General features: G+C 75.0%; 24 protein-coding genes. 14 read left to right on the top strand and 10 right to left on the bottom strand.

All coding sequences use genetic code 11. From position 1 onward, the window contains the following. The first annotated feature begins 202 nt into the window (after positions 1 to 202). The gene (locus tag ABTY20_RS14585) at positions 203 to 1,597 is read left to right on the top strand and encodes a PAS domain-containing protein (RefSeq protein WP_351997347.1); all 1,395 of its coding nucleotides are present in this window, start codon (positions 203 to 205) and stop codon (positions 1,595 to 1,597) included. 15 nt (positions 1,598 to 1,612) lie between these two features. Here the strand turns inward: ABTY20_RS14585 and ABTY20_RS14590 are convergent, their stop codons facing one another. Continuing rightward, a complete protein-coding gene (locus ABTY20_RS14590; protein ID WP_351997348.1) occupies positions 1,613 to 2,368 on the bottom strand; it encodes an SIS domain-containing protein in 756 nt (251 codons plus the stop codon). Between the two features lie 228 nt (positions 2,369 to 2,596). On the opposite strand from ABTY20_RS14590, the gene ABTY20_RS14595 reads away from it, so the two are divergent. Together ABTY20_RS14595 and ABTY20_RS14600 are read left to right on the top strand one after the other, a co-directional pair. After that, positions 2,597 to 3,289, top strand: coding sequence for an iron-dependent transcriptional repressor DtxR (locus ABTY20_RS14595; protein WP_351997349.1), 693 nt, complete (start codon positions 2,597 to 2,599; stop codon positions 3,287 to 3,289). A gap of 492 nt (positions 3,290 to 3,781) precedes the next feature. Continuing rightward, a complete protein-coding gene (locus tag ABTY20_RS14600) occupies positions 3,782 to 4,660 on the top strand; it encodes an alpha/beta fold hydrolase (RefSeq protein WP_351997350.1) in 879 nt (292 codons plus the stop codon). Positions 4,661 to 4,760: 100 nt separating this feature from the next. On the opposite strand, the gene ABTY20_RS14605 is transcribed toward ABTY20_RS14600, so the two are convergent. Beyond that, positions 4,761 to 5,423 carry a bifunctional DNA primase/polymerase gene (locus tag ABTY20_RS14605; protein ID WP_351997351.1) on the bottom strand — a complete coding sequence of 221 codons (663 nt, stop codon included), beginning with the start codon at positions 5,421 to 5,423 and terminating at the stop codon, positions 4,761 to 4,763. 306 nt (positions 5,424 to 5,729) lie between these two features. Here ABTY20_RS14605 and ABTY20_RS14610 point away from each other — a divergent pair, with 306 nt between their 5' ends. After that, positions 5,730 to 7,115, top strand: a complete 1,386-nt coding sequence (locus ABTY20_RS14610; protein ID WP_351997352.1) for an NsdA family TPR-like regulatory protein — start codon at positions 5,730 to 5,732, stop codon at positions 7,113 to 7,115. A gap of 176 nt (positions 7,116 to 7,291) precedes the next feature. Beyond that, positions 7,292 to 9,052: a hypothetical protein gene (locus ABTY20_RS14615; protein ID WP_351997353.1), complete on the top strand. Its 1,761-nt coding sequence runs from the start codon at positions 7,292 to 7,294 to the stop codon at positions 9,050 to 9,052. Positions 9,053 to 9,102: 50 nt separating this feature from the next. Here the strand turns inward: ABTY20_RS14615 and ABTY20_RS14620 are convergent, their stop codons facing one another. After that, a complete protein-coding gene (locus ABTY20_RS14620; RefSeq protein WP_351997354.1) occupies positions 9,103 to 10,413 on the bottom strand; it encodes an ABC transporter substrate-binding protein in 1,311 nt (436 codons plus the stop codon). 172 nt (positions 10,414 to 10,585) lie between these two features. On the opposite strand from ABTY20_RS14620, the gene ABTY20_RS14625 reads away from it, so the two are divergent. After that, positions 10,586 to 11,032 carry an SCO4402 family protein gene (locus ABTY20_RS14625; RefSeq protein WP_351997355.1) on the top strand — a complete coding sequence of 149 codons (447 nt, stop codon included), beginning with the start codon at positions 10,586 to 10,588 and terminating at the stop codon, positions 11,030 to 11,032. Between the two features lie 46 nt (positions 11,033 to 11,078). Continuing rightward, positions 11,079 to 11,960, top strand: a complete 882-nt coding sequence (purU, locus tag ABTY20_RS14630) for a formyltetrahydrofolate deformylase (RefSeq protein WP_351997356.1) — start codon at positions 11,079 to 11,081, stop codon at positions 11,958 to 11,960. A gap of 87 nt (positions 11,961 to 12,047) precedes the next feature. Here purU and ABTY20_RS14635 read toward each other — a convergent pair whose 3' ends face one another. Then, positions 12,048 to 13,208: a zf-HC2 domain-containing protein gene (locus ABTY20_RS14635; protein ID WP_351997367.1), complete on the bottom strand. Its 1,161-nt coding sequence runs from the start codon at positions 13,206 to 13,208 to the stop codon at positions 12,048 to 12,050. Positions 13,209 to 13,216: 8 nt separating this feature from the next. Then, entirely contained in the window at positions 13,217 to 13,798 is a 582-nt protein-coding gene (locus ABTY20_RS14640) for a sigma-70 family RNA polymerase sigma factor (protein ID WP_351997357.1), read from the bottom strand. A gap of 358 nt (positions 13,799 to 14,156) precedes the next feature. On the opposite strand from ABTY20_RS14640, the gene ABTY20_RS14645 reads away from it, so the two are divergent. From ABTY20_RS14645 to ABTY20_RS14655, 3 genes are all read left to right on the top strand, one after another. Next, positions 14,157 to 14,537, top strand: coding sequence for an STAS domain-containing protein (locus ABTY20_RS14645; protein WP_351997358.1), 381 nt, complete (start codon positions 14,157 to 14,159; stop codon positions 14,535 to 14,537). Between the two features lie 150 nt (positions 14,538 to 14,687). Continuing rightward, complete coding sequence (locus ABTY20_RS14650) at positions 14,688 to 15,200, top strand: EF-hand domain-containing protein (RefSeq protein ID WP_351997359.1); 513 nt, start codon at positions 14,688 to 14,690, stop codon at positions 15,198 to 15,200. 483 nt (positions 15,201 to 15,683) lie between these two features. Further along, positions 15,684 to 16,124, top strand: a complete 441-nt coding sequence (locus tag ABTY20_RS14655; protein ID WP_351997368.1) for an ATP-binding protein — start codon at positions 15,684 to 15,686, stop codon at positions 16,122 to 16,124. Positions 16,125 to 16,545: 421 nt separating this feature from the next. Here the strand turns inward: ABTY20_RS14655 and ABTY20_RS14660 are convergent, their stop codons facing one another. Then, the gene (locus ABTY20_RS14660) at positions 16,546 to 17,583 is read right to left on the bottom strand and encodes a GlxA family transcriptional regulator (RefSeq protein WP_351997360.1); all 1,038 of its coding nucleotides are present in this window, start codon (positions 17,581 to 17,583) and stop codon (positions 16,546 to 16,548) included. Positions 17,584 to 17,654: 71 nt separating this feature from the next. Between ABTY20_RS14660 and ABTY20_RS14665 the strand changes: the two genes are divergently transcribed. Beyond that, the gene (locus ABTY20_RS14665; protein WP_351997361.1) at positions 17,655 to 18,974 is read left to right on the top strand and encodes an MFS transporter; all 1,320 of its coding nucleotides are present in this window, start codon (positions 17,655 to 17,657) and stop codon (positions 18,972 to 18,974) included. A gap of 29 nt (positions 18,975 to 19,003) precedes the next feature. Here the strand turns inward: ABTY20_RS14665 and ABTY20_RS14670 are convergent, their stop codons facing one another. Then, a complete protein-coding gene (locus ABTY20_RS14670) occupies positions 19,004 to 20,218 on the bottom strand; it encodes a flavin-containing monooxygenase (protein ID WP_351997362.1) in 1,215 nt (404 codons plus the stop codon). A gap of 102 nt (positions 20,219 to 20,320) precedes the next feature. Here ABTY20_RS14670 and ABTY20_RS14675 point away from each other — a divergent pair, with 102 nt between their 5' ends. After that, complete coding sequence (locus ABTY20_RS14675) at positions 20,321 to 20,938, top strand: GNAT family N-acetyltransferase (RefSeq protein ID WP_351997363.1); 618 nt, start codon at positions 20,321 to 20,323, stop codon at positions 20,936 to 20,938. A gap of 251 nt (positions 20,939 to 21,189) precedes the next feature. On the opposite strand, the gene ABTY20_RS14680 is transcribed toward ABTY20_RS14675, so the two are convergent. The 3 genes from ABTY20_RS14680 to ABTY20_RS14690 form a co-directional block, all read right to left on the bottom strand. Continuing rightward, positions 21,190 to 21,855, bottom strand: a complete 666-nt coding sequence (locus tag ABTY20_RS14680) for a pyridoxine/pyridoxamine 5'-phosphate oxidase (RefSeq protein ID WP_351997364.1) — start codon at positions 21,853 to 21,855, stop codon at positions 21,190 to 21,192. A gap of 27 nt (positions 21,856 to 21,882) precedes the next feature. Continuing rightward, positions 21,883 to 22,308, bottom strand: a complete 426-nt coding sequence (locus ABTY20_RS14685; protein ID WP_351997365.1) for a pyridoxamine 5'-phosphate oxidase family protein — start codon at positions 22,306 to 22,308, stop codon at positions 21,883 to 21,885. 183 nt (positions 22,309 to 22,491) lie between these two features. Further along, the gene (locus ABTY20_RS14690) at positions 22,492 to 23,130 is read right to left on the bottom strand and encodes a TetR family transcriptional regulator (RefSeq protein ID WP_351997369.1); all 639 of its coding nucleotides are present in this window, start codon (positions 23,128 to 23,130) and stop codon (positions 22,492 to 22,494) included. Positions 23,131 to 23,372: 242 nt separating this feature from the next. On the opposite strand from ABTY20_RS14690, the gene kbpA reads away from it, so the two are divergent. Next, entirely contained in the window at positions 23,373 to 24,047 is a 675-nt protein-coding gene (gene kbpA, locus ABTY20_RS14695) for an AfsK-binding protein KbpA (RefSeq protein WP_351997370.1), read from the top strand. Between the two features lie 190 nt (positions 24,048 to 24,237). After that, the coding region (locus tag ABTY20_RS14700; protein ID WP_351997366.1) for a serine/threonine-protein kinase at positions 24,238 to 25,204 on the top strand (967 nt) is incomplete at its 3' end.

Below are 25,204 nucleotides of genomic sequence, written 5' to 3' on the forward strand. Positions count from 1 at the left end.
CGGACCCCGCGGTATCAACCGCTTTTTTTCACGGACCTCCGTGCGGGGCGCGGTCGGCTCGCCGGACGATCGGGGCGCGTCGCGCGACGATTCCCGGAATCTTGCGGGAACCCGGTGTGCGCTGAGTCACGTTCAAGTTGAATGATTGCACGTGAGCGAACCGTCGTACCGTACGTGCGGACGCAGCCTGCAGGGGGTCCAGGTGAGTGCTTCCCGGCGTAGTGGGGCCACCGACGAGCTGGGGCCGGACGAGCCCGGGCCCGCGCGGGAGGGGCCGGACGGATCCGACCTCCTCGCCGCGCTGCTCGACGGCATGGACGCCGCCCTGTGCGCCTTCGACGCGGACGGGACGGTCACGCACTGGAACCGTGAGGCGCAGCGGATCCTCGGCTGGAGCGCGGACGAGGCGGTGGGCCGGTCCGGGTTCGCCGGGTGGGCCGTGCGCCGCGCGGACGCCGAGGAGGTCGAGGCGCGGCTGATGTCGGCCATGGACGCGCCGGGCCGGCAGGTCGACGAGTTCGCGCTGCTGACCAAGGACGGCGGCCGGGTGCTGGTCCGCACGCAGTCCGCGGCGGTGCGCGGGCCGGACGGGAAGCCGGCGGGGGTGTACTGCGCGTTCAGCGAGGTGCACGCGCAGATCGACCTGGAGCGGTCGATCGCGCTGAGCGAGGCGCTGCTGGAGGACGCGAGCTGGGGTGTCGTCCTGGTCGACGCCGATCTGCGCCCCGCGGTGCTGAACCCGCACGCCGCGCGGGCGCTGGGCACGGGGCGGACGTCCGTCCTGGGGCGGCCGCTGGGGGAGCTGCTGGCGCAGGGCGCGGAGGAGCTGGAGGGCGCGCTCGCCCATGTCCTCGCCGAGGGTGCGCCGCCCGCGCCGGCCGACCTGTGGGTGAGCGTGCGCACGCCGGAGGGCGAGCGGCGGCGGTGCTGGCGGAGCGGGTTCGTGCGGCTGTCGTCACCGCTCGCGGAGGAGCCGGTGCCGCTGGGGGTGGGCTGGCTGTTCCAGGACGTGACCGAGGCCCGGCAGGGCGAGCAGGAGGCGTCGCTGCTGCGGTTCCGCGCGCAGCAGCTGCACCGCGCGGCGCGGGCGGCGGCGGAGTGCGAGGACCCGGCGGAGGCGGCGACGGTCCACCTGGACTTCGCGCTGGCCGGGTTCGCCGACCACGCGCTGGTCGACCGGGTGGCCGACTGCGCCCGGGACGCCGACCGGGTGCGGCTGGTGCGGATCGCGGCCACGCCGTCCGGGGCGCCGGGGCCGAGCAGGCTCGCGGGGCGGGCGGGGCTGCCGGTGCGGTACGGGGAGGGGCACCCGGCGGTGCAGTGCGTGGAGCGGGCCGGGACGGTGCGGGCCGGGGCGGGCTCCCTGACCGGGGAGGAGGCGCGGGCGTGGGCGCTGGCGCGGCAGTGGCCGGCGGACGCGGTGCACGCGCTGTGCACGGTGCTGCGGAGCCGGGGGCGCACGCTGGGTGCTGTGACGTTTCTGCGGGGGGCGGGGCGCAGTGCGTTCGAACGCTCCGACGCGATGTACGCGGAGGACGTGGCGGTGCGCATCGCCACCTCCCTGGACCTGGCGGCCCTCCGCGGCGACGACCGCTGAGGCCCGTCGCCCGGGTCAGTGGCGGTAGAAGATGCGGTCGGCGTACGCGTCGAAGACGCGGGCGTTCCACGCGTGACCGCCGTCCACGTTGCCCGAGCGCAGCAGCGGCGGCTCGATCCCGCGCTCGGCGAGCACCGCCGCCGCGGTGGCCATGACGGACTGCAGGAGCGCCGTGGTGACCACCGTGGACGCGGGGGCGAAGGGGGCGGACACGCCGTCGAGGGTGAGCTCCGCGTCCCCGACCGCGATCCCGGAGTCCAGCACGAGATCGCAGTGGTCCTTCAGGAACGTCCCCGAGGCGTGCCGGGACGTCGTCCGCGTCGCGTACGCCAGCGAGGTCACGCCGATCACCCGCACGCCCAGTTCGCGCGCCTTCACGGCCATCTCCACGGGCAGCGCGTTGCGCCCGGACAGGGAGACGACGATCAGGGCGTCGCCCGTGCGCAGGGGCGAGGACTCGAGGACCACGCCCGCGAGCCCGTCGACCCGCTCCAGGGCGGAGCCCAGCGTGGCCGGCGTCACGTCGACGCCGACGGTCCCCGGCACGGCGAGCAGGTTCATCAGGGCGAGTCCGCCGGCCCGGTAGACGAGGTCCTGCGCGGCGAGCGAGGAGTGACCGGCGCCGAAGGCGAAGAGCCGGCCGCCGTCCGCGACCGTGTCGGCGAGCAGCGCGCCCGCCGCCGCGACGGACTCGGCCTCCTCGTCGCGGATCCGCTGCAGCAGGTCGATCGCGGCGTCGAGGAACCGGCCGGCCGGCGTGCGGTCGCTCATGCGGCATCCCTTCGGGAAGGAGTGTTGCGGATCACCGTGCGGTCTGGACCAGTACCGTGTCAATACGGTGCCCGACGGCGGGGCGCCCCTCCGCACGGCCCCTCGTCGCCCACGGCACGGCCCCGTTGTCGGCCGCATGCGTAAGAATTGGGTCCTGGGCCAGCGCACGCGCCGGTGAGCCGTCCAGCCTCCGGCGGAGCCATCCGCACATCTCATCAAGGGGCATGTATGTCCGGACTGATCGACACCACGGAGATGTATCTCCGCACCATCCTCGAGCTGGAGGAGGAAGGTGTGGTCCCCATGCGCGCCCGGATCGCCGAGCGGCTCGACCAGAGCGGCCCGACGGTCAGCCAGACGGTGGCGCGGATGGAGCGCGACGGCCTGGTGTCCGTCGCCCCCGACCGGCACCTGGAGCTCACCGACGAGGGCCGCCGGCTGGCCACGCGCGTGATGCGCAAGCACCGCCTCGCCGAGTGTCTCCTGGTCGACGTGATCGGCCTGGAGTGGGAGCAGGTCCACGCCGAGGCGTGCCGCTGGGAGCACGTGATGAGCGAGGCCGTCGAGCGCCGCGTGCTGGAGCTGCTGAGGCACCCGACCGAGTCGCCGTACGGCAACCCGATCCCGGGCCTGGAGGAACTGGGCGAGAAGGACGGCGCCGTCCCGTTCCTCGACGAGGGCATGGTCTCGCTGGCCGATCTCGACCCGGGTGCCGAGGGCAAGACGGTCGTGGTGCGCCGGATCGGTGAGCCGATCCAGACGGACGCGCAGTTGATGTACACGCTGCGCCGGGCGGGCGTCCAGCCCGGCTCGGTGGTCAGCGTGACGGGGTCGGCGGGCGGGGTGCTGGTGGGCAGCAGCGGCGAGGCGGCCGAGCTGGATGCGGAGGTGGCCTCGCACGTGTTCGTCGCCAAGCCCTGACCGGTACGGCGGACGGGGCGCCGGGACGTGCGGGCGGTTCGCGCCCTGCGGTGTGAACGCGCCGGACCGGGATCCGGTGCGGGTGACCGCAGCGCTCGCCGGGTTCGCGTGCGAGGCTGTGGCGTGGGGCATCCGGCCTGAGGGGCTCCGGCCGGAGCGGTGGCGGTGCCATCCGGCAGGGGAGGGGCGGGACGATGTGCCGTGACCACGTGAGGAGCCCCGGCGCCGTGCGGCGCCGGGGCCTGTCCTCCCCTGTGCTGACCCGGAGCCCCGAGCTCTCAGGGTCATTCCTCGCGGACCGTTTTCCCCGAGCGGTCCGCCCCCCGCTGAAGATCTCCCCCGGGTCGCGGCGATCAATCCCCGCGGGGGGTCACTCGAACGAGGGGTGTTATCGGGCGAGAAGCCGTTTCCGAATGCGCATTCGATAATCTGCGGCACGGAGCAACAGGCAGGACCAGCACGACAGGCAGCGAGCTTGGGGGTGCCAGGACCATGGCGCGACGCGTCGACGTGACCGGGGCGGACGGTGTGCGGCTTGCCGCCTGGGAGTTCGGCGACCCGCCCAAGGACGGGGCCGGCCCGGCGGGGAGCACCGCGCAGGACGCGCCGGGCGTGCTGTTACTGCACGGCCTGATGGGCCGGGCCTCGCACTGGGCGCCCACCGCCCGCCGGCTCTCCGGGCGGTACCGCGCGATCGCCCTCGACCAGCGCGGCCACGGCCGCAGCGACAAGCCCCCGCGGGCCTCCTACACCCGTGACGCCTACGTCGGCGACGCCGAGGCGGCCCTGGAGCAGCTCGGCCTCGGGCCCGCCGTCCTCATCGGCCACGCGATGGGCGCGCTCACCGCCTGGCAGCTCGCCGCCCAACGCCCCGACCTGGTGCGCGGGCTGATCATCTGTGACATGCGGGCCTCCGCCCTCGGGGCCGCCTCGCAGCGCGAGTGGGCCGAGTGGTTCACGACCTGGCCGCTCCCCTTCGCCACCCTCGCCGACGTGCGCAAGTGGTTCGGCGAGGACGACCCCTGGGTGGAGCGGCCCAACCCGGCTCGCGGCGCGTTCTACGCCGAGGTGATGGCCGAGTCCCCGGACGGCTGGCGCCCCGTGTTCGACCCGGACCAGATGCTCCGCTCCCGCGAGACCTGGGTGTTCGACGCGCACTGGGAGGAACTGGCCCAGGTGCGCTGCCCCGCCCTGGTGGTCCGCGGCCTCGACGGCGAACTCGGCCGCGCGGAGGCCCAGGAGATGGTCCGCGTCCTGCCCCGCGGCCGGTACGCGGAGGTCGCCGACGCCGGCCACCTGGTCCACTACGACCAGCCGGAGGCCTGGCTCGCGGCGATCGAACCCTTCCTGGACTCGCTCGGCGACGGCTGACCCCGGCTCACCCCTTGCCCACCGCCGCCGGCACCTCCGGCGGCCGGCCACGACGCGGCCGCCGCCGCGGACGGGAACCGCGCACCTCGGGGCCGCCGCCCTACCGGTCCCTGCCGCACGCGTACGCCAACGGCGGGACCAACTCCGCCACGTCCGGCAGCCACCGGTGCGCGGACGTGGGCCGGCGTGCCCACTGCACGGCCCCCCGGGACCCGAACCGGGTGGGCGGCGCGGCCACGTACGCGCCCTCCCCCAGGACCGTCAGGTCGATCGACGACGGCGCCCACCCCAGCCCGCGCAGCAGCCCCGGCACCTTCGCGAAGGCCCCCGGCCGCACGAAGAACTCCGTCCGCCGGTCCGGAGTCACCGTGACCGGCCCCAGCGTCAGTCCCATCCGCTCCATCCGCGCGAGCGCCAGGAACCCCGCCGCCTCCGGCACGGAGACCGCGTCGAAGGCCCGCCCGGTGGGCAGCAGGACCGACGCGGCCGGCCGCTCCCGCCACATCCGGCGGGCGACGGTCGCACTGCCGGTCGCCCCGGCCGCCCAGTCCGGGCGGGCAGGGTGCGCGCCGGGCGCGGGACACGCGGCGTCACCGCACGAGCAGCGCTGCACCCCGCCGACGGACTCCGGCCAGGTGCCCGGGAGCACGTCCCAGTGCCACTCCTCGACGTAGCGAACGGCGGTGTCCAGCAGCGATTCCCCGCGCTGCCCCGGGATCCGTACGGCGTCGGCGCCCGCGATCGTCTCTTCCACGATGAACACAACTACGGCCGTCACCAGGGGTTACGCCCCCGCGCATGCGCGGGGGAGGAGCACCGGGCCCGTGTTCGGGGCGCATGGGTGCATCCACGGGGGCGCGCGAGAGGATCCGCGTCCCCGGTGGGTAACCAGGAGGGGGGCCGGCATCCGCCGTTACCCCGGCAAACCTCATATGTCCCGCATTGTCCGTACTTCGGCGGGGCATTGATCTTCCCGGCCGCACTTCTCGCCGGGACGCGAGACGTACGGCCGCGGAAGACACGTCAACCCGGTGCGTGGGCAGGGCACCGCAGCCTCAGGGGGTACGCCATGGCCGCAAGGCCTCTCGTCGCGCGGCAGCCGAACGAACGGCTGCAGGCGCTCATCCAGGAAGCCGGATGCTCCAACGCCGGGCTGGCCCGCAGGGTCAACATGTGCGGCGCCGAGCACGGCCTCGACCTGCGCTACGACAAGACGTCGGTGGCCCGCTGGCTGCGCGGACAGCAGCCGCGGGGCCGGGCGCCGGCGATCATCGCGGAGGCGCTGGGCCGCAAACTGGGCCGTACGGTCACGATCGACGAGATCGGCATGGCCAACGGCAAGAACCTCGCGTCGGGCGTCGGCCTCCAGTTCTCGCCGACGGTACTGGGGGCCATCGAGCAGGTCTGCGAGCTGTGGCGCAGCGACGTGGGCCGGCGGGACTTCCTGTCCGGGGCCTCCGTCGCCTCCTCCGCGCTGGTGGAGCCCAGCCGCGACTGGCTGATCACCGCGCCCGACGGACAGGTGGCGCGCTCCGCCGGGCCGCGCGTGGGCCAGTCCGACGTGGCGGCCGTGCGGTCCATGACGCAGGCGCTGGTGGACCTGGACCACCAGTACGGCAGCGGGCACGTCCGCCCGGTCGTGGTCCACTACCTCAACAGCGTCGTCTCGGGGCTGCTGGCGGGGTCGTACCGCGAGGCCGTGGGCCGCGACCTGTTCGCGGCGGTCGCGCGGCTGACCGAACTCGCCGGCTACATGGCCGTCGACACCGGGCAACCGGGCCTCGCCCAGCGCTACTACATCCAGGCGCTGCGGCTGGCACAGGCCGCAGGGGACCGCGGCTACGGCGGGTACGTGCTCGCCGCCTCCATGAGCCACCTGGCGGCGCAGCTCGGAAACCCGCGGGAGATCGCGCAGTTGGCGCGCGCGGCGCAGGAGGGCGCACGGGGGCGCGTGACCCCCCGGGCGGAGGCGATGTTCCTCGCGGCGGAGGCGCGCGGGCACGCGCTGATGGGCGACGCGCACGCCACGCAGGTGGCCGCGGGGCGCGCCGTGAGCGCCCTGGAGGCCGCCGATCCGGCCTCCGGCGACGACCCGGCGTGGATCGTGCACTTCGACGGGGCCTACCTGGCCGACGAGTTGGCGCACTGTCACCGCGACCTCGGTCAGGCCCGGGCCGCCGCGCGGTGCGCGCAGGAGTCGCTGGACGGGCATCCGGTGTCGCGGGCGCGGCGGCGGGCGATCGGCTACGTGCTGCTGGCCACCGCGCAGGTGCAGCAGCGCGAGATCGAACAGGCCTGCAGCACGGGCCTGAAGGCGGTCGAGCTGCTCGACGGGATCCGCTCCGACCGGGGCACCGAGTACCTGGAGGACCTCCAGCAGCGCCTCGAGCCGTACCGGGAGGAGTCCGTGGTACGGGAGTTCGGGGCGCGGATGGAGCTCCAGACGGCGGCGTGACACCGGCGACGGGACGGACGGGTGGGCGGGGAGGTGAGGTGAACGGCGTGCGGTGACCCGGTTCCGTCACCGCGCTCACGGGGCAGGAGGCCGGGCTCCGTGCTGCGTGGCACCCGGCTCGGGGGACCCGGTAGCGTGAGCCCGATTCACAAGGTCCCCCATGGCTAGGAGTCCCGGTGACGCAGAGTGGACAGGGCGAGGAGCCCTCGGCGCGCCCCGCGCGCGAAGGCATCGTGCTGCCCTCCGACGGTGGTGAACCCCTGCTGCCGGGCGCGACGGCCGGACCGGCCGCCCCCGGCGGCGCGGACGGCCGGACCTCCGGCGGCGGGTTCCCCGCCTCGGCCCCGGCCGACGGCCGGACCTGGGACACCCCGTGGGGCCCCGGCCGGCAGGGCCCTGACGCACAGCCCGGCCAGGACGGGCAGCAGCCCCCGGCCGACGGCCGGTGGGACACCCCGGAGACCTCCTCGTGGGGCGCGCAGCACCCGCCCGCCCCGGCCCCCGGCGGCGGCCCCGGCCCGCTCCCGCCCGAGGGCGCGCACACCCACGGCGGACACCCCCCGTACGCCCCGAACGGCCCGCAGCCGGGCGCCGGATACGGCGGGAACGCCCCGTCCGGCCCGTACGGAGACGTTCCGTACGGCGGTGCCGCTCCGTACGGCGGTGCCGCTCCGTACGGCGGTGCCGCTCCGTACGGCGGCGCCGATCCCTACGCCGCCGGTACCCCGCTGCCGCCCGCGGACCCCTACGCCGCCGGTGCCCGGAACGGCTACGGCGCCCCCCAGTACCCGCCGGCCGCCGCGCCCGACGGGACGGAGGGTGTCACCCAGTACATGCCCCCGGTGCCCGCCGGGGGAGACGAGGGCGCGACGCAGCTCATCCCCCCGGTGCCCGCCGGCGGAGACGAGGGCGCGACACAGCTCATACCCCCGGTGGCCCCGGGCGCGCTGCCGCCCGAGATGCCCGCCCACGGCTCCGGGGCGGGCGGCTACCCGGGCGTGCCCCCGCAGGGCGCGCACGGCGCGGGACACCCGCCGTCCGCCGGCCACCCCGACGCCGAGGCCACCCAGTACATCGCCCCCGTCGCCGACCAGCCCCCCGGGCAGTCCTACGGCGCCCCGCCGCCCGGTGACGGCAACCGGCAGCCGCCCGCCGAGTTCGACAACCTCTTCCGCAGCGACGACGCCGGCGGTCCGCCCGGATCCACCCAGCAGCTCCCGCGCGTGGGGCACGGGCAGCCCGCCGGGGGAGCCCACCACACCCCGCCGCCCGCCCCCGCCGGCGGCCGCGGCGGACGCGGCGGTGGCCGCGGCGGCTCACGGGTGCCGCTCATCGCGGCGGTCGGCGTCGGCATCGCCGTCCTCGGCGTCGGGGCGGGCGCGCTGCTCGGCAGCCCGGACGGCGGCGACGACGACCAGACCGTGTCCGTGTCCGCGACCGCGTCCGCGAGCGGGGAGGCCTCCGCGTCGCCGTCCGCCGACCCGGCCCGGGAGCAGGCCGTCGAGCTGGACAAGCTGCTGGCCGACAGCGGTGACAGCCGGACCACCGTGATCAACGCGGTCGCCGACGTGAAGGCCTGCCGCGACCTCGGCCGGGCGGCCAAGGACCTGCGGGACGCGGCCGGGCAGCGCACCCGACTGGTGACCGACCTCTCCGGCCTGTCGGTGGACAGGCTGCCGAACCACGAGGCGCTGACCACCGCGCTCACCAAGGCGTGGGAGGCGTCGGCCTCGGCCGACGAGCACTACGCCGCCTGGGCCGACCAGACCGCCGGCAAGAAGGGCTGCAGGAAGGGCCAGGCCCGCTCCACCGGCCGGACCCAGGCCGGCAACCGGGCCAGCGGCACCGCGACCACCGAGAAGCAGAAGGCCGCCGAGCTGTGGAACGAGATCGCCAAGCGGTACGGCCTGACCGAACGCCGGCCGACCCAGCTGTGACCGGGCGCTGAGAGCCCGTGGTCCCGCCCGGGCGTCCGGGCGGGACCGGGTCAGCCCAGCTCCGCTTCCCGCAGCGTCCTCGTCACGTCGGTGAAGCCCTCGCGGGCCGCGACCAGCCGGCCGTCCTCGACCACCTGCAGGGTCACGTTCGCGTTGACCAGCCGGGGGAAGCCGACGGCGGCGAGCTCGTCCTGGAAGCCCCACCGCAGGGCGGGGGTGAGCCCGCCCGTGGTGACCTCCAGCCCGCCGTCCAGCGCCCCGCTCACGGTGTCGGCGCTCACCTCGCCGTCCCCCAGCGACTCCACGACCCGCCTGAACACGGTGTAGGCGATCCAGGTGGTCTGCACCCCGGCGTCCGCGGCGTCGATCCGGTTGTCCCCGAACGCCTCCTCCTCGATCACCTTCTTCATCGGGTCCCACCGGGCGTCGCCCGCCGCCGGGTACCAGCCGGTGACGTACGACCCCTCGTACGGCCCCGACGCCCCGCCGGACGCGTCGATCGCCGTCTGGTCGACGCTGCCCAGCACGGTCGCCGTGCGCACCTCGGGACGGCCGGCGCGGGCCCGCCGGAAGGAGTCCATGAAGGTGTTGGTGCGGTCGCCGAGGGCGGGCACCACACAGCCCCGCCCGTCCGCGTCCCCGGTGGCGCGCGCCAGGGCCCGCTCGGCCTGGTCGTCGTACGAGGTGGCGTCCTCCGCCGCCCGCTGGTCACCGGCGCGCCCGTGCCCGCCCGCCTCCAGGCCCGAGTCGAGCAGCGGGGGCAGCTGGTCGCCCGCGATGGTGTCGGGCCGGATCAGGGCGACCGGTCCGCAGGCGTCGGCGAGGGTGCGGCCGAGACCGGCCAGCAGCGCCGGCTGGCCGCCGTTGACCGGGTAGGACAGGGGACTGGTGAACTCGTCGGTGGTGATGCCGTAGCCGCCGATGTACGGGATGCCGGCGCTCTCCAGGGTGGGCATGAAGGAGTCGGCGTGCTGGCTGTAGGAGCCGACGACCGCGACGGCGTTCTCCTGCACCGCGCGCCGGGCGCACCGCGCGGCGGCCACGGTGTCGTTGCGTTCGTTGCAGGTCAGCACGGTGAGACGGCGGCCGTTGATGCCGCCTCGGGAGTTGATCCAGCGGGCGTACGCCTCGGCGAGCGCGGGCATCCCGGGCTTGTTGGTGGCCCGGGTGTCCTGGGGCGCCCACGTCATCACGGTGACGGGGTCGTTCCCGGGGCCCCCCGCGGTGCCGGGGACGACCCCGCACCCCGCGGCGAGCGGCACGCACGCCACCAGCGCGCCCGCGGCCAGGACGCCGGCTCCGACGGGCCGCCGGAGGGGACGGGGACGGAGGGGGCTGCGGATGCGTCGCCTGCCGGTCATGCCTCCGCACGATTCCCCCACGCGGTCAATCCCGGAGTGACCCCCGGTCGACGGAGGGTGACGCGGAGGTGAATTGCGGGGTCCCGTACGACCCGCGCGGCGCGGAAACGTACGATCGACGATCGTGCAAGGTTCGGAGAACTCTTCCCGTCGCGGCCGTCGCTCCCCCACCATGGGCGGCATGCCACTCAACGACATGCCGTGGTGGCGCTGGCGCAGCAATGTGCGCTCCGCGCTGCACATGCTCTCCGACCCCGTCTTCCAGCGGGACGTCTGGCTGGCCGGGGTCGACGGCTACGGCGACGTCACCGACGCCGTCTACCGGCTGGTCGAGGACACCTGGCTGGACAACTGGTCCGCCGAGAAGTACGTCGGCACGATCTTCCGCGACTCCCAGGAGGCGGCGCTCGTCGACACGGCGGTGCTGCGCGTCCTGCGGATCATGCACCAGGTCGGTCCGGACGCGCCGGTGGCCGCCTACCTCGAGCACGAGGGGTGGCCGGAGGCGGTGCGGGCCGCGCGGGACGCGCACGTGCGGATGGCGGCGAGCGACGGCGACGACCCCGACGCGCCGCCGAGCACCCTCGAGGTGCTGCGGATCCTGACGCGGTCCGCGTAGCGGAACGGCGGCCGGCCGCGACCGCGCGTGTGGGACCCTTTGGTGCATGAGCGAGCAGTCCACCCGAGTCGCGGCCCCGGCCGACCAGTACGTCCTCACCCTGTCCTGCCCCGACAAGCAGGGCATCGTGCACGCCGTGTCGAGCTACCTCTTCATGACCGGTTGCAACATCGAGGACAGCCAGCAGTTCGGCGACCACGACACGGGTCTGTTCTTCATGCGCGTCCACTTCTCGGCGGACGCCCCGGTGACCGTGGAGAAGCTGCGGGCGAGCTTCGCGGCGATCGGTGACTCCTTCCAGATGGACTGGCAGATCAACCGGGCCGACCGGAAGATGCGCGTCCTGCTCATGGTCAGCAGGTTCGGGCACTGCCTGAACGACCTGCTGTTCCGCGCGCAGACCGGCGCGCTGCCGGTGGAGATCGCCGGGGTGGTGTCCAACCACACCGACTTCGCCGAGCTGGTGGCTTCGTACAGCATCCCCTTCCACCACATCCCGGTGACGAAGGAGACCAAGGCGGAGGCCGAGGCCCGGCTGCTGGAGATCGTCCGCGAGGACGAGGTCGAACTCGTCGTCCTCGCCCGCTACATGCAGGTCCTCTCGGACGACCTGTGCAAGCGGCTCTCCGGGCGGATCATCAACATCCACCACTCCTTCCTGCCGAGCTTCAAGGGCGCGAAGCCGTACCACCAGGCGCACGCGCGGGGCGTGAAGCTCATCGGCGCCACGGCCCACTACGTCACCGCCGACCTCGACGAGGGGCCGATCATCGAGCAGGAGGTCGAGCGGGTGGCACACGACGTCACCCCCGAGGGGCTCGTCGCGATCGGCCGGGACGTGGAGTGCCAGGCGCTGGCGCGGGCGGTGAAGTGGCACGCGGAGCGGCGCATCCTGCTCAACGGGCGGCGGACGGTCGTCTTCGCCTGACGGGGCGGGGCGTCCGCCTCGTCGGCGGCCGCGGGTGCGCGGGGCCGGCTCCCGCGCCCGTGCCCGCCGACGAAGCCGGACCCCGCCCTACAGCCGGCTCATGCTCGCCGCCGCGAACAGCACGTCCCTGATGGCGTCGCGGTCCCCGACCTGCCCCGCCGCGGCCTCCCGCGGCGGCAGGTGTCCCGCCGCCAGCCGGCAGAACTCCGCCCCGTCCAGCGCGACGTGCGCCACCTCGTGCTCGGCGGAGCCCTCCGCCGCCGGGGAGTCCAGCGGGATCAGCCACTCGCCCCCGCCGGACCCCTCGATCTCCAGCCGCAGGCTGCGTCCCGGCTTCCCGACGACGACCGGACGCCGCTCCACGGGGGAGGCCAGCCCGTGCTGCCGGCGGTGCTCGAGGACGGCCGGCAGCATCCGCGCGGCCAGGTCGACGATGCGGTGCAGATGCCGCCCGGAGGGCGGTTCGTAGGGGTAGTCCACCGCCTCGGCGATGTCCTCCGCGTGCACCCAGCACTCGAAGGCCCGGTCCAGCATCGCGTCGCGCAGCGGCAGTGCGTAGTCGCCGTACGACACGGGCAGCCGCCCGGCGCCGCCGTCCGTGAGGGACGCCGTCCGGACCAGGGTGCGGCTCTGCTCCCGCCAGGGCGTGCGCACCGAGCGGGTGGGCGGGAGGCGGGCGGCCCGCCAGTACGCCTCGGTGCGGTCCCACGGGGTGGGCCGGACGGCCGCGGCCCCGCCGAGCGGGTCCTCGAGGCCGAGGGCGACCGCGACCAGCCCGTCGACCGTCATCAGGTGCGCGATGACCCCGGCGACGGTGGTCCGGCGGCTGCTCGCCTCGTCCGACTCGTACCAGCGCAGCCGCACCGGCGCGTGCCACTCGGAGGCGCCGAAGTCCTGGAGCAGCGCGTCCAGCCGCGCGGTCTCGGTGTCGTACGCGGCGGCCCACTCGGGCACGGGGACGCGCGGCGGGCGCCGCTGCAGGCAGGACTCCATGACGCGGGCGCGCAGGCCGGGGTCCAGGTCCAGGCTCTCGGGCCGCTGGAGCAGGCCGACCGCCCCGCGCAGCCGCAGCGCCTCGTCCGCGCAGGCCCCGCAGGCGCCGAGGTGCTCCTCGACGGCCTCCGCCTCGGCCGGCGCGCAGGCGGCCAGGGCCCAGGCGCCCAGCAGCGACTTCAGCACGCGGTGCTCCGGCACGAGCGGTCCGGCGCACTCCGCGCGGTCGTCGTACGGCTCGGCGTGGCCGGCCAGGGGTCCGCTCACGCGGCACCCCCGATCCCGGGCGGGGCGCCCGGGGCCCCGGCGTCGTGGGCGGTGGCCAGCAGCTGCAGGCCCAGGCGGAGCCGACGGCGGGCCTCGTCGTCGGTGACGCCCAGGTCGAGGGCGGTCCGGCGGTAGTCCCGGCGCTGGAAGTACGCCAGCTCCAGGGCGGCCCGCAGCGGCGTCGGCATGGACTGGACGATGTAGTCGGCGCGGGCCGCCACCGAGGCGCTGCGCACCGTGCGCTCCAGGTCCTCCGGGGTGCCGGGGCCGCCGCGGGCGAGCGCCGCGGTCCCTGCGGTGCGCAGCCGCCGTACGGCCAGCCGGCTGGTCAGCACGGCGAGCCAGGAGCGCAGGGGTTCCTGTGCGGGGTCGTAGGAGTCCGGGTGTTCCCAGACGTGGGCGAAGACGTCACGGGTGACGGCGTCGGCGGCGTGCTCGTCGCCGACGACGCGGTGGGCGAGGCCGTGCACGAGCGAGGCGAACCGGTCGTAGAGCTCGCCGAGGGCGGCCGCCTCCCCGCGGGCGAGCCGCTGCTGCATCCTGTGGTCCCAGTGGGGCGGTACGTCCGTCGACGGCATGCGGCCCCTCACCCCCTGTTCCTCCCCGGTCCCGGGTCGGTCGGTACCCGGGCCGGCGTGTGGCCGGTGACACCAAGAATGTAGTCGGCACGGAGCGGGGCGCACGCCCCTTTATGGCAATGTGCGCCCCTGGAGCAGCCGCAGGTGGTAAGGGACCGCCCGTCCTCGTCGGACGCCGTCCGGGCCGTGCCCACCCTTCTCCGCGTCGACCGGAACCGATCGAATCGGATTGAAAGTGACCGGAACAAGCCCTTTCTGTTGAGTGGTCGTTTCCCGGCCCGCGTTTCGGGGAACGGCCGGTGGGCAGCCGCGCTGCAAGGAAGCGTAGGGACTGCTTCCGTTTCGGCGAGCCAGGGGTGTGGTGGTGACCTTCGAAGTGACCGGCGGGGAGCACGGCGCGTGGTCCGTGCTCCGGGTGTCGGGCGAGCTGGACCTGGTGACCTCCCCGGTGCTGCGCCAGCGGGTGCACGACGCGGTGGCCGAGGGCAGGCACAGTCTCGTCCTCGACCTCTCCGAGGTGTGGTTCTGCGACTCCAGCGGGGTCGGCGTGCTCATAGCCTCCCGCCGGCTGCTCCGCTCCTGCCGGGGCAGCCTGCGGCTGATCCTCCCCGCGCGGGGGGCCGCCGACGGCAGTCACGTCAACAAGGTGCTCGGCGCCCTCGGGGTCCGCAGGCTCTTCGAGATCCGCCCGGACGTCACGTCCGCGGTCGACGAGGACCCCCGCCCGCTGTCGGCGTGACACCGGGTGCGCGCGCTCACACGTGTCACACGTGTGTCCCGTTGTTCCCCCGGTCTTGGTCCGGGCGCCGTTTCCGGGCTCCCCGGCGGCCCCTCACCCCGTACGCTCCCTGCGAGACGACCCACCGACCTAAGGCGGCCCGAGAGAGACATGGTCACCAGCGAGTACGAGCGCAGGATCGCGGCCCGCTTCGCCGGCTTCGACCAGGACGGCAACGGCTACATCGACCGCGAGGACTTCAGCAAGGCGGCCAAGGCGCTGCTCGCCGAGTTCGGCACCGCGGCCCGTTCCGACAAGGGCCAGGCCCTGTACGTCGGGGCCGAGGCGTTCTGGCAGGGCATGGCGGGGATCGCGGACCGCGACGGCGACCAGCGCATCACGCGCGAGGAGTTCGTGAACGGCGCGGTCAAGCGGCTGCGGGACAACCCGGACCGGTTCGCCGAGATCGCCCGGCCCTTCCTGCACGCGGCGCTCGCCGTCGCCGACACCGACGGGGACGGCGCGGCCACCGTCGAGGACGCCGCACGGGTCCTCGGGGTGCTCGGCGTCCCGGAGGACCTCGCCCGCGCGGCCGCCGCCGCGCTGGACTCCGACGCCGACGGCAGGATCGGCGAGGAGGAGACCGTCCGCTCCTTCGCCCGCTACTTCACCGTTCCCGAGTAGGGCGCCCCGCGCGGATGTCACGGATCGTGGCATCACCATGATCACGGAGGGTCGATGACGGCTCGTGCCCCGCGCGGCGCCCGTCACGGCCCGGAGTCGGACGTCCGCTCCGGTACCTTGTGTCAGATGCGAGTGGTCCCGGGCACGCACCGCGCCGGAGCCGCCCCCGAGGCGGCCCCGCACCGGCCGGTGCCCGCGGCCGTCCGCCGGGTGGCCAGGCGGAACGCCGGTGCCCGTTCGACTTCCCGCGGCGAGCGTCGCACAGTATGCCGCACGGGTACTCCTTCGCGCTGGAATATGCCTGAAGCGCTTGTTGGCGTGACTGTACGTCAACCATGCTGTCCCACGGGGGAATCACGTTCCGTGATCCCCGTCCCGGCCGTTGTTCTGGCCATGCAGAGAATGGCTACGATCGTGGCCCTCGTGAGGCGCGAGTCCAAGTGTCCGCCGGTTCGGATGGTGTGAGCGGTGCAGGTGCTTCAAGTGCAGCTGGAGATCCGGCCCGACCCCGCTGAGGTGGGACGGGCCCGGCAGTGGGCCCGCTCGCGGCTGGCCGGTTCGGGCATAGGGGCCGACGAGCCGCTCGCCGAGACCCTGGTCCTGCTCGTCTCGGAGCTCGTCACCAACGCCGTGGTGCACACCGGCTGTCCGGCCGTCCTGCGGCTCTCCCTGCCGGGGACGGACGCCGCGGAGGCCACCGTCCGCCTGGAGGTGGCCGACCGCAGCGGCCGGGCGCCGGTGCCGCGCTGTGTGGACGGCGAGGCGACGGGCGGACGCGGGCTCGCCCTCGTGGACGGGCTGGCCGACCGCTGGGGCTGGAGCGCGGAGGGCACCGGCAAGCGGATCTGGTGCGAGCTGGACCGCTGCGCGCAGGTGACCGGCGGCGCGTCGGCGTGCGGCGGGCTGACGTACGAAGCGGTGTAGCGCACGCGGGCCGGCACGGCCCGCGCCCCCGCAGGGGTACGGGGGGCACGGTGGGCCGGCCGTGCGGGCGGGGGTGTGATGCGGTGCGCCGGGTGTGCTTCCGTGCGCGGCCCCGATGAACAGGGCATATGCCTCAACCGACGCATCGTCACCCGAATCGGTATTGACGCGCGGTGACGGTTTGATCACTCTGTTCGTCAGCGATTCGCCGCGAGGGGACGGCGAGGGCCCGACGACGGGAGCCCTCGACGAGTGTGGGTCGTGATTCGGCGCGGTCCCCCGGGGCCGAGGGGGGAGCCCGGGAGGGAGCGCCGAAGCCGAAGAGCGGTGCGGCGCTGCCGTGCTCGGGGCGGACAGTGCCGCACCGCCACCGCCGACGAGGCGCCCGGCCCCCTCCGCGGCCCGTGGACGACCCGGCCGCTCACCCGCCGGCCGACGCGGTCGCCCGCGGCCGTCCGGCGGTCCGGAAGGTCCGCCGGTACGCCGTCGGCGTCACCCCCAGCGCCGCCTGGAGGTGCTGCCGCATCGACTGGGCCGTGCCGAAACCGGCGTCGCGGGCCACCCGGTCCACGGACAGATCGGTGGTCTCCAGCAGGTACCGGGCCCGCTCCACCCGCTGCTGGACCAGCCACTGCCCCGGACTGACGCCGACCTCCTCCCGGAAGCGGCGGGTGAAGGTGCGCACCGACATCGCCTCCCGCGCGGCCATGTCGCGCAGCTGGATCGGCTCGTCCAGCCGGCCCAGCGCCCACGCGCGGGCGCCGCTGGTGGAGGACTGCCGCGGATCGGGCACCGGCCGCTCGATGTACTGCGCCTGCCCGCCGTCCCGGTGCGGCGGCACGACCGTGCGGCGGGCCACCTCGTTGGCCACGGCGGCGCCGTGGTCGCGCCGCACCATGTGCAGGCACAGGTCGATCCCGGCCGCGACGCCCGCCGAGGTCAGGACGTCGCCGTCGTCGACGAACAGCACGTCCGGGTCGACGGCGATCCGGGGGAACAGCCGCTGCAGGCGCTCGGCGTCGGCCCAGTGGGTGGTGGCGGGCCGGCCGTCGAGGTGTCCGGCGGCGGCGAGGACGTACACGCCGGTGCAGATGGAGGCGAGCCGGGTGCCGGGGCGGACGCGGGCGAGGGCGGCGGCCAGTTCACCGGTCAGTTCGCCCCGCTCGTACACCGGGCCGAGCTCGTAGGACGCCGGGACGACCACCGTGTCGGCGGTGGCGAGCGCCTCGGGGCCGTGGGCGACGTGGACGGCGAAGTCGGCGTCGGTCTCCACCGGTCCGGGCGGCCGGACCGAGCAGGTGATCACCTCGTACAGGGGCCGCCCCCGCCCGTCCCTCGGGCGGCCGAAGATGCGGTGCGGGATGCCCAGCTCGAAGGGGAGCAGCCCGTCGAGGGCCAGGACGACGACGCGGTGGGGCCGGAAGCCGGCGGACGCGTCGGGGAGCTCGGCCGCAACCATGGCCCGATCCTAGCGAATGCTGTCCTTTGGGCCACTCGTTGCGGTGCGCCCGGTCACGGAAGCTCGGTGGCGTGACCCGGACAAGTGAGACAGCCGCCGTCGTGGAGCCGCCCGCGAGCGGCCCCGAGCCGCCCCGCACCCGGGTGCACCGCGCGTGGTTCGTCGCCGCCGTCACCTTCGTGACGATCATCGGCGCCGCCGCCTTCCGCGCCGTACCGGGCCTGTTCATCGACCCGCTGCACGAGGAGTTCGGCTGGTCGCGCGGGACCATCGGCGCCGCCGTCTCCGTCAACCTCGCGCTGTACGGCCTCACCGCGCCGTTCGCGGCGGCGCTGATGGACCGCTACGGCATCCGGAAGGTGGTCGCGGTCGCCCTCGGCGTGATCGCGCTCGGCTCGGGCCTGACCGTGTGGATGACGGCGGCCTGGCAACTGCTGCTGTGCTGGGGCCTGCTGGTGGGGCTCGGCTCCGGCTCCATGGCGCTGGCCTTCGCCGCGACCGTCACCGACCGCTGGTTCACCGAGCGGCGCGGACTGGTCAGCGGCATCCTCACCGCCGCCTCCGCCTCCGGACAGCTGATCTTCCTGCCGCTGCTGTCCTGGATCGTCACCCGGCACGACTGGCGGCCCGCGGCCGTCACCGTGGCGCTCGCCGCGCTGGCGGTCGTCCCGTTCGTCTGGCTGCTGCTGCACGACCACCCGGCGGACGTGGGCCAGAAGCCGTACGGGGCGGAGGAGTTCGTGCCCAGGCCGGCACCTGTCCCGGGCGCTGCCCGGCGTGCGCTGACCGTGCTGTCCTCGGCGGTGCGGACCGGACCGTTCTGGCTGCTCGCGGGGACGTTCGCGATCTGCGGCGCCTCGACCAACGGCCTGATCCAGACCCACTTCGTGCCCGCCTCCCACGACCACGGCATGCCGGTCACGACCGCGGCGTCGCTGCTGGCCGTCATCGGCGTCTTCGACGTCGTCGGGACGGTGGCGTCCGGGTGGTTCACGGACCGCTTCGACGCGCGCCGGCTGCTCGCGGTGTACTACGCGCTGCGGGGGGTCTCGCTGCTGTTCCTGCCGATCCTGCTGGCGCCGGACGTGCGCCCGCCGATGCTGCTCTTCATCGTCTTCTACGGGCTCGACTGGGTCGCCACCGTGCCGCCGACGCTCGCGCTCTGCCGCGAGCACTACGGGGAGGACAGCCCGATCGTGTTCGGGTGGGTGCTCGCCTCGCACCAGGTGGGCGCGGCCGTCGTCGCCTTCCTCGCCGGGGCCGCGCGGGACGCGTTCGGGTCGTACGACGTGGTCTGGTACGCGTCGGGGGCGCTGTGCGCCGCGGCGGCGCTGATGGCGCTGGTCATCCGGCGGCGGCCGGACGCTTCGCCCGCGGCGGCGGTCGCGTAGCGGGCCGGGCGGGGGCGTCGGGCCCGCGGTCATGCGGGGAGCCGGGAAGCTCCCCCCGTGCGGGCCACCGCCTTCGCGATCCGCTGTGCGTCCAGTGCCAGCTCCCGGAGGTTGCCGCTGATCGGGTTGGTGAAGCCCGTGAAGTAGAGGCCGGGCGCCCCGGCCGGGGTGCGGGCGCCGTGGACGACCGGTCTGCCGCGGTCGTCCAGGACGCCGAGCCCGCCCACCAGGCCCTCGAGACCGCGCGCGTAGCCGGTGGCCGCCACCACCGCGTCCGGGGCGACGCGTTCGCCGTCGGCCAGGACGACCCGGTCCTCCTCGAACCCCTCCACCGCGGCCACGACCTCCACCGCCCCCCTGCGCACGGCGTCGACGAGGCCGACGTCCTGCACGGGGATGGCCCCCTCCCGCACCCTGCTGTACAGACCGGCCCGGGGGCGCGGGAGTCCCCGGTCCGACAGGTCCGGCAGCGCCACCCTCGCCTGGACCCGGCCCAGCCGGTCGACGAGGCCGACCGGCAGCCGGCGCACCAGGACGGCCGAGTACTGCGCGGGCCAGCCCGCGGTCGAGCGGCGCACGATGTGCGGAGGGGTGCGCACCGCGAGGCGCACCCGGGAGGCGCCCCCCTCCACCAGGTCCACGGCGATCTCGGCGCCCGTGTTGCCGACGCCCACGACCAGCACGTCCCGGCCGGCGAAGGGCTTGGCGTCGCGGTACCCGGACGCGTGCAGGAACTCGCCGGTGTACGCGTCCAGGCCGGGCCAGTCGGGGACGCGGGGGGTGTGGTTGAAGCCCGTGGCGACGACGACCGCCGCGCCGGTCAGTTCACGGCCCCCGGTGGCGTGCAGCAGCCAGCCGGTGCCGTCGGGGGCGCGCTCCACCCGGGAGACCTCGACACCGGTGACGATCTCCAGGCGGTGGTGCTCGGCGTACTTCTCCAGGTACCGGACCACGTCGTCCCGGGCCGGCCACCGCCCGAACCGGCGCGGCATCGGCAGCCCGGGCAGCGCGGACAGGCGCCGGGTGGTGTGCAGGCGCAGCCGGTCGTAGTGGCGCCGCCAGGAGTCCCCCACGCGGTCGGAGCGTTCCAGGACGACGGCCCGCACCCCCCGGGCGCGCAGGGCGTACGCGACGGCGAGTCCGCCCGGGCCGCCACCGATGACGTAGACCGGGCGGTCCACCCGGTTCGGCGCGGTGGTCCGCGCGGACGGGGAGGGGGCGGGAGCGTCGGTGGAGTCGGCCATGAGCGCGAGCGTAATCACGCCCCTGGTTGATGGGTATCGGTCAAGACCGGAATTGGTTGCGGATTGATCACGCGTGCGGGAACGACGGGTTTGAATGTCCCCATGTCCTTTGCGCACGAGCACACCCGGACCCGGTCGCTTCCCGAACTGCACGGCCACGGCCTGCGGCTGCGTGCCTGGGACCCGGAGTCCCGGGCCGACGCGGAGGTGTGGCTGCGGAGCTTCACGGACCCGGAGTTCCAGCGCTGGAACACCCCGGTCCGGCCGGTCGTCGACCGGGCCGGCGCCCGGGAGGCGCTGCGCCGGCGCGCGCGGCACGACGCGGACGGCACCGGGGCGTCCTTCCGGGTGGCCGACGCCGGCAGCGGTGCGGTCCTGGGGCACGTCGGCCTCGTCGGGATCCATCCGGTGCTGCGGCACGCCAGGGTCGGCTACTGGGTGCTCCCCGAGGCCCGCGGCCGGGGCGTCGCCACCCGGGCGCTGCTGCTCGCCGCCCGCTGGGCGTTCACCGGACTCGGCCTGCACCGGCTGGAGCTGGACCACGCCGTCGGGCACGAGGCGTCCTGCCGGGTCGCCGAGCGGTGCGGGTTCCGTCACGAGGGGACCATGCGCGGCGCGGTCTTCGAGGCCGGCCGCCACGACGCCTTCCGCGACGCCCACCTGCACGCCCGCCTCGCCACCGACCCGGAGCCCGTCCTCACGGACCCGGCGCGTCCCTGACCCGTCCGTGGGTTCCCCGTCGGTGCGGGGGGGGCCCCGCCCCCGGCGGGGGGCCCCCCCCCCCCCCCCCCCCCCCCCCCCCCACACCCCGCGCCCCCCCCCCCCCGCCCCCCACCCCGCCGCCCCCCAGACCCCCGGCGGGGGGCGGGCCGCCGGCCCCCCGGCCCCGGGCCCGCCCCCCCCCGGCCGGTGGGCCCCCCGGGGGGGGGGGGCCCCCGGGCCCGGGGGGGGGCCCCCCCCGCCGCCCGTCCTCACGGCCACAACGACTCCGCGCTCCACCCCCCGGCTTCCCGCCGGTAGCGCAGCCGTACGTGCCGTCGCCGGGCCTCGCCCTGGAAGAACTCCACCTCGTCCGGTCGCAGCCGGTACAGGGTCCAGGACGGGACCGGGGTCTCCGGCGCCAGCCGGGCCCGCTCCCAGGCGGCCTCCGAGGCCCGCGCCAGTTCCCCGGCCGATCCGAGGACCCCGCTCTGCCTGCCGGTCAGCGCGGCGGCCAGCGCCCCCGTGGACCGGGCGTGCAGATCCGCCTGCGCCTCCTCGGCGGGGGCCGCCGCGACGGGCCCGCGCACCCGCACCTGCCGGCCCAGCACCGGCCAGTAGAAGGCGAGCGCGGCGTACGGGCGTGCGGCGAGGTGAGCGCCCTTGCGGCTGTGCGCGTGGGTGGCGAAGGACCAGCCGTCGTCGTCCGCGCCGTGCAGCATCACGATCCGCACGTCCGGCAGCCCCTCGGCGTCCGCCGTGGCCAGGGACATGGCGTGCGGCTCGGTCTGCCCGGCCGCCACGGCCTCGGCGAACCAGCGCGCGAACAGCGGCAGCGGCTCGGCGGGCGCCGCGGCCGGGTCGAACGCCGGCAGGTCGGTGGTCTCCGGGGCCCACACCCGCAGTGACCTCAGCAGCTCGTGGAGATCGGGTTCCATGCGCCGATTGTCGTCCGTCGGCCGCGCTCACACCGTCCCGAGGTCCGAGGACACCCACCGCTCGGGCCGCATCCGCACGACGACCTGTGCGCCGTGGTTCCTCCAGGCGAAGTCGACGTACGCCTCGACCTTGTCGGGCGGCAGGTAGCGCGCCGAGATCTCCCGCAGCCGCTCGATCGTGGCGGGGGTGGTGTCGAGCACCGGCCCCTCGACGGAGACGTAGCGGATGGTGGGTTCGAGGCGGTCCACCAGGAGCGAGAACCGCCCCGCCGCGCCGATCAGCAGGTTCTTGCGCGAGTCCCGGCCGGTCATGATCCACACGTCGCCGCCGGGGGCGTACTGGTACCAGATCGGCACGGTGAGCGGGGCGCGGCCGTCCCCGGCGTCCACCGCGAGCGCCGCGACGTGCGGCTCGGCCAGGAACTGTTCGCGCTCTTCACGGGTCAGGGTCATTCCGGGTTCCTCCTGCGACGTGCGCGTCGGGTGTCCACTCGGGTCGCGGTCGGTTCGCCGAGGCACAACACCGGCCGCGCGGTGGTGTGTTCCCCGGCTCCCCGCCGTGCGGAAAGCGACAGGCGGTGGCCCACCGGAGTGGACCACCGCCTGGCTGACAGGACTTGGACGACGGGCTGCGGCCTACTGCCTCGTCGGCTTCTTGCCGGTGACCCCCAGGTGCACCAGCAGCGCCAGGTTCGGCTTGAGCTCCGCCTGCTTCACGCCCCAGGAGGAGAAACCTTTCTGGTGGGAGGCGACGGCCGCGAGCATCGACACCAGGGCGCCCGCGACCGCCGCCGGGTTGACGTCCTTGTCGATCCTCCCCTTGGCCCGCAGTTCGGCGACGGAGTCCGCCAGCGAGGTGTTCACGGAGTTCAGGATCTTCATGCGGATCTTGTAGAAGCGCTTGTCGCCCTCGGCCGCGCCGAGGTCCACGACCCGCAGGATCGCCTCGTTGCTCCGCCAGAACTCCAGGAAGCCGTCGACGAGTTCCTGTGCCGTCTGCCAGCCGGCCTTCCCCGTCCAGGAGCGGCCCTCCAGCAGCCCGCCCAGCCCGGCGCTCTCCGCCGCCATGCGCTCGGCGATCTCCAGGACGGCGCCCTCGACGTCCGGGAAGTACTGGTAGAAGGTCGCGGGCGAGGTGCCCGCCTTCCGCGCGACATCGATGACCTTGACGTCGCGGTAGGGGGAGGAGCCGAGCATCTCGCTGAGGCAGTCGAGCAGCTTCTGCCGGGTCGCCTGCCCACGTCGGCCGGCCACACGGCCGTCGACGGTACGCACTTGTCCTGTCATGTCGTCAGCTTACCGACGGGTGATCCGAGCGCGATTCGGCCGACTGCAAATGGGGTGTGCGGGGCCGTGGAGGCTGGTGTGCCTGGTCTGCGGCCTGCGGACGACGCGGTTACTTTGGCGGCATGGCCGAAAACAGGGCATCGGAGAACGCGTCGGAGAACGCGTCGGGGCACGCGTCGGAGCGCACGCCCGGGCGTGCGTCGGAGTACCCGGAGGGCACCCCCTGCTGGGTGGACGCGCAACTGCCCGACGTGGAGGCGGGCAAGCGGTTCTACGGCGGGCTCTTCGGGTGGACCTTCGAGGACCAGCCGCAGGGGACCGTGCGGGCGCTGAAGGACGGGGCGCCCGTCGCCTCCCTCGCGCACAAGGCGGACGGCCGGCTGCCCACCGTGTGGACGGTGTCCTTCGCCACCCCGGACGCCGAGGCGCTGTGCCGGCGGATCCGTGCGGCCGGCGGACAGCTCGTCGCCCCGCCGCACCCCTTCGGCGACCTGGGCGTCACCGCGCTCGTCACCGACGCCGAGGGCGCCGTGTTCTCCCTCTGGCAGGGCGCGGCCTCCCCCGGCTTCGGCCGCCGGCACGAGCCGGGCGCCTTCGCCTGGGTGCAGCTCTACACCCGGGACACCGGGACGGCCAACGCCTTCTACGGCGGCCTCTTCCACGACGCCCTGTTCGGCCCGGACGCCGACCCCGACTTCGGCCGCGCCCCGGTCTCCGACGTCTTCCCCGCCGAGATGCCGCCGCACTTCCTCGTCCACTTCGCCGTCGACGATCCCGGGACCGCCGTGGCGGAGGTGATCCGGCTCGGCGGACGGGTCCAGGTTCCGCCCTTCGGGACGTCCTACGGCACGGTGGCCGTGGTCACCGACGACCAGGGGGCGTCCTTCGCGCTGCTGCGCCGATGATCCGTTGAGCCGTTTCCACCCCCTGTGTCGTATGAAAACCTGGACACCCTATTTGTCGGCCGGTTCGCAACCGGGGGCGCGGACAGGAAGAATCGGGGTGCGTGCCGCCGCGGCGGTGCGGTGGTGAGACGCTGCACTACGGTCGCGCGCACAGGCGGTGGCGCGACTCGTACGGGGAGGTGGCAGGCAAGTGGTGGATCAGCTGACGCAGCACGATCCGCGGCGTATCGGGCCGTTCGAGGTGCTGGGACGGCTGGGAGCCGGCGGCATGGGGCTGGTCTATCTCGCGCGCTCGGCGTCCGGCCGGCGGGTGGCGATCAAGACGGTCCGGACCGAGCTGGCCGAGGACCAGCTCTTCCGGGTCCGCTTCACGCGCGAGGTGGAGGCGGCCCGCGCGGTCTCCGGTTTCTACACGGCGGCCGTCGTCGACGCCGATCCGCGCGCCGCCGTGCCGTGGCTGGCCACCGCGTACGTCCCCGCGCCCTCCCTCGAGGAGATAGTGAACGAGTGCGGGCCGCTCCCGGCCCAGGCGGTGCGCTGGCTCGCGGCGGGCGTCGCGGAGGCGCTGCAGTCGATCCACGGCGCCGGGCTGGTCCACCGCGACCTCAAGCCCTCCAACGTCCTCGTCGTCGAGGACGGCCCCCGGGTGATCGACTTCGGCATCGCGTCCGGCGTCTCGAACACCCGCCTGACGATGACGAACGTCGCCGTCGGCACCCCCGCCTACATGTCCCCCGAGCAGGCCAAGGACTCCCGCAGCGTCACCGGCGCGAGCGACGTCTTCTCGCTGGGCTCGATGCTGGTCTTCGCCGCCACGGGACATCCGCCGTTCCACGGCGCCAACCCCGTCGAGACCGTCTTCATGCTGCTGCGCGAGGGCCCGGACCTCGAAGGGCTCCCGGACGAGCTGCGCCCGCTGATCGAAGCCTGCATGCAGATGGACGCCACGGCCCGGCCCAATCCCGCCGACCTCCAGGCCCAGCTCGCCCCGCACCTGTTCGGCTCCGGCTCCGACGACAGCGGTACGGCGTCGGCGTGGCTGCCCGAGCGGGCGGTGAGCCTGATCGAGTCCCGGCGGGGCGGCCGTCCGGCGGTCCGGCCCGCACCCGGAGGCGGCCGCAGCGGTGGCGGCGGGGCCCGCCCCCACGTCCCGCCGC

Source organism: Streptomyces sp. NPDC126497 (assembly GCF_040302425.1).
Taxonomy (GTDB): Bacteria; Actinomycetota; Actinomycetes; order Streptomycetales; family Streptomycetaceae; genus Streptomyces.